We start from the raw sequence: 3,840 nt of genomic DNA, 5'->3' as shown, positions 1-3,840 counted from the left end.
GGTTTAGATGATGAATAAAAAAGAAAAAATTGTCTATGCAGCTATTGAAGTGTTTCAGGAAAAGGGCGTTGAAAAAACGAAGATTTCTGATATCGTGAAATTGGCTGGCATTGCACAAGGAACTTTCTATTTATATTTTCCTTCTAAGTTATCTGTTATGCCTGCAATAGCAGAAGTGATGGTTGRGAAGATGATACTTGCAGTGAAAGAAAAAGTACAGAACGATTCACCTTTTTCAAGTAAAGTTGAGCAAGTAATAGATGCAGTATTTACCTTTATAGCTGAATATCGTGAAATACAAGCATTAATGTATGCGGGCCTTGCATCAACTGAACATATAAAAGAATGGGAAGCTGTATATGAGCCTCTTTATATATGGCTAAGTGAATTTTTAAGTGCTGCAAAAGAAGATGGTGAAATTCGCGATTCGGTTCAAGCAGAAAGAACAGCAAAGTTATTTATCGCTCTTGTTGAATCAGCAGCGGAACAAGTTTATTTATATGATCATAAAGATGATGAGCAAGTCGAGCTACAAAAGGCAGAAGTACTAGATTTTTTAACACATGCACTACATATAAAGTGAAACTTTAAACAGTGGGAGGGTTCATCCCCACTGTTTATTAGCCTTCACCAATCGGGCATTTAAGGGCAGTTATCTCCCRCCTAACTTCCTCGCATTYGCTGAATTTTGAGGTGGGAGTCTTACTGCYCGTTAATGCGGGATAAAGAAGTAGTAAGATGAACCTGTCTGAAAAGGTAGGTTCATTTCTGCGGGAAACTGAATGATAGTCATTCACCCTGTGTTTATGTATGTGTGGAAGGATAGAGTGAAATTCTAATGAGTGGGGACATCTTTACGCAGTATGAGCCCACAAATAGCAGGATAAAGAAAAAGCTTCTTGGGCATTATTTTTGAGAGGAACTACGGGAAGAGGTGTTAAAAATTGAAGAAACCGATAAAAGAACAAAAGATGGTATTGATCATTCTTTTGAGTAATATATTTATCGCTTTTTTAGGGATTGGATTAATCATTCCGGTTATGCCGTCCTTTATGAATGATATGAATTTAACAGGAAAGACGATGGGTTATCTCGTTGCAGTGTTTGCGATGGCGCAGCTTATTACTTCACCTATTACGGGTCGTTGGGTCGACATTTACGGTAGGAAGAAAATGATAATCATTGGATTATTTATTTTTGGTGTTTCAGAGCTYCTTTTTGGATTAGGTACAGATGTGTGGATGCTTTATGCAGCGAGGGTGTTAGGCGGAATTAGTGCCGCGTTTATTATGCCGGGTGTTACGGCATATGTTGCTGATATTACTTCTATTCAAGAACGTCCAAAGGCGATGGGCTATCTTTCAGCAGCTATCAGCACCGGATTTATTATAGGGCCTGGAATCGGCGGGTTTATTGCAGAATACGGTATACGTGTGCCGTTCTTTGTGGCAGCAGTGATTGCCTTTGTTGCATGCGTGATTTCTATATTTATTTTGAAAGAGCCGTTAACGAAAGAAGAACTTGCAGAGATTGCAGCTAATACGAAAGAATCCAGCTTTATCGGAGATTTAAAGAAATCATTAAATCCAATGTATGCAATCGCATTTATTATTGTATTTGTACTCGCATTTGGATTATCAGCATATGAAACTGTGTTTAGCCTGTTCTCTGATCATAAGTTTGGTTTCACACCGAAAGATATTGCTGCAATTATTACGATTAGCTCCATCTTTGGGGTAGTYGTGCAAGTATTTATGTTTGGCAAATTGGTTGACATGTTCGGTGAGAAAGTATTAATTCAAATATGTTTAATTGTAGGTGCAGTATTAGCATTCGTCTCAACTGTAGTCTTTAATTATTGGAKTGTACTTCTCGTTACTTGCTTTATTTTCCTAGCATTTGATTTRCTTCGTCCAGCTTTAACGACGTTTTTATCAAAAGCAGCTGGAAAAGAGCAAGGATTCGTTGCTGGTATGAACTCAACGTATACGAGCTTAGGAAATATCGCAGGACCAGCGATGGGCGGAATATTATTTGATATAAACATTAATTATCCATATGCATTTTCAGGTGTTGTTTTAATCGTTGGTCTCGGCATTACATTTATGTGGAGAGAGAAACAGCTAGCTCAAAGTTTTGCGAAGTAATGTAGTGAATAACGAAAAGCCTCTTACTATTTTTATGGTAAGGGGCTTTTCGTTTATAAACTTAATCCAAACCGCTTTAATTCAATAAATATCCCCTCTAATTGCTTTCCTTTATCCGTTAACGTGTACTCTACACGAGGCGGAACTTCTGGATATACTTTTCTCGTTATAATCCCTTGTGCTTCTAATTCTTTTAGTCGAAGCGATAATGTTTTCGGACTAATCCCATCCATTGATTTTTGTAAATCACTAAATCGTAACGTTCCTTCGATAAGAAGGTCTCGAATAATTAAAAATGTCCATTTTGTACTAATTACGTCAAGCGTTTTAGCGATAGGACAAGGTATACCAGGTAAACCTTTCGTTAATACAACTGGATCTATATTGCTCATGGAAATAGCCTCCATAAAAATTTTTTGAATGAATTTGCCTTATCGTATCACAAAACTATCTTTTTCGTAACTATATGAAAAAAATATTACTACTTCCATAAAGGAAGTTAGTGCGTATACAATAGCAATACGAAACAGAAAGGATTTATATGAGGAGGTGGTGATTTCCATGGGGATAAAAAAGTTATTTGGATTTCTTAGTTTGTTTGTTATTTGTATTGTGCTTGTAGCATGCGGTGTGGAGGGAAAAACTGAATTTCAGTTATTAAAAGAAATGCCAAAGCCAAAAGCAATGACAATTGATTCTTCACTGAGTAAAAAGGAAGCGACAGAAATGGTTCATGCAGCGCAGCGCTTTTACGAATTTTGGGATACAGGTAAAGAGGAGCTTATTCTGCAGACTGTGACTGATAATTTCTTTGATAATACGTTGCCAAAAGGCCGTCCACAAGGTGTTGAAGGATTAAAATTTGCAGCGCAAAATTTTCATAAAGTCGTTCCTGATATACATTGTGAGATTGAAGATTTATTGGTTGTTGGTGATAAAGTAACAGCCCATCTTTCTTTTACAGGAACGCATAATGGTAAGAAAATCAATTTTTTTGCGATGGATATTTTACATGTGAAAGACGGAAAGATAACGGAAGATTGGCATTTAGAAGATAATCTTACACTACAGCAGCAACTCGGTTTAATAGCTGAAGAGTAGATCATATAGGGGAGAGAAAAGTGATGAAAAATATATTGATTATAAATGGACATGAAAAATATGGTACGAAAGAAGGACGATTAAATAGAACGTTAGTAGATTATATGGTAACTGTATTAAGCGAGAATCATCATGTGAAAACAACAACGATTCAAGATGGATACAGTATTAAGGAAGAGCAAGAAAAGTTTTTATGGGCTGATGTTGTAATTTATCAAACACCAATTTATTGGTTTAGTGTTCCTGGATTATTTAAAACWTATATGGATGAAGTRTATGAATAYGGYTTGTTCTTTAAAGGTGCAGATGAATAYGGAACAGGYGGTTTATTAAAAGAGAAGCAGTATATGTTTTCTACAACTTGGAACGCACCTGAAAAAGCATTTGGAGATAAGACGAAGTTCTTTGAAGGAGAAAGTTTAGAATCAGCACTTAGTCATTTACATCGTGTGCAGAAGTTTCTTGGTATGAGTCCGTTAAAGAGTTTTGCTTGTTATGATGTGGTGAAAAATCCTACTGTTGAGAATTATCTAGAGGACTTGAAGAACCATTTAGAAGAAGTCATTCAATAATTACAGTCATCCCCGTATTT

5 protein-coding genes are annotated in these 3,840 nt (G+C 36.2%); 4 read left to right on the top strand and 1 reads right to left on the bottom strand.

All coding sequences use genetic code 11. From position 1 onward, the window contains the following. Window positions 1-7: 7 nt before the first annotated feature. Together AC1DJR_RS20605 and AC1DJR_RS20600 are read left to right on the top strand one after the other, a co-directional pair. The gene (locus AC1DJR_RS20605; protein ID WP_477003387.1) at window positions 8-583 is read left to right on the top strand and encodes a TetR/AcrR family transcriptional regulator; all 576 of its coding nucleotides are present in this window, start codon (window positions 8-10) and stop codon (window positions 581-583) included. Between the two features lie 361 nt (window positions 584-944). Beyond that, window positions 945-2,147, top strand: coding sequence for an MFS transporter (locus AC1DJR_RS20600; protein WP_477003386.1), 1,203 nt, complete (start codon window positions 945-947; stop codon window positions 2,145-2,147). A gap of 53 nt (window positions 2,148-2,200) precedes the next feature. On the opposite strand, the gene AC1DJR_RS20595 is transcribed toward AC1DJR_RS20600, so the two are convergent. Beyond that, a complete protein-coding gene (locus tag AC1DJR_RS20595) occupies window positions 2,201-2,539 on the bottom strand; it encodes a winged helix-turn-helix transcriptional regulator (RefSeq protein WP_002166316.1) in 339 nt (112 codons plus the stop codon). 169 nt (window positions 2,540-2,708) lie between these two features. Between AC1DJR_RS20595 and AC1DJR_RS20590 the strand changes: the two genes are divergently transcribed. Further along, window positions 2,709-3,248, top strand: coding sequence for an ester cyclase (locus AC1DJR_RS20590; RefSeq protein WP_429687713.1), 540 nt, complete (start codon window positions 2,709-2,711; stop codon window positions 3,246-3,248). Window positions 3,249-3,271: 23 nt separating this feature from the next. After that, on the top strand, window positions 3,272-3,820 hold the full coding sequence (locus AC1DJR_RS20585) for an NAD(P)H-dependent oxidoreductase (protein ID WP_477003385.1): 549 nt from the start codon (window positions 3,272-3,274) through the stop codon (window positions 3,818-3,820). The last annotated feature ends 20 nt before the right edge of the window (window positions 3,821-3,840 follow it).

The sequence above is a fragment of the Bacillus sp. 05T31 genome, from assembly GCF_056396725.1.
The sequence above is the reverse complement of the archived record's forward strand: the minus strand, read 5'-3'. Positions and strand labels throughout refer to the sequence as shown.

Excerpts from the sequence above, each read along its gene's own strand:
- AC1DJR_RS20595 (WP_002166316.1), bottom strand. The coding sequence starts at position 2,539 with ATGAGCAATATAGATCCAGTTGTATTAACGAAAGGTTTACCTGGTATA.
- AC1DJR_RS20590 (WP_429687713.1), top strand. The coding sequence starts at position 2,709 with ATGGGGATAAAAAAGTTATTTGGATTTCTTAGTTTGTTTGTTATTTGT.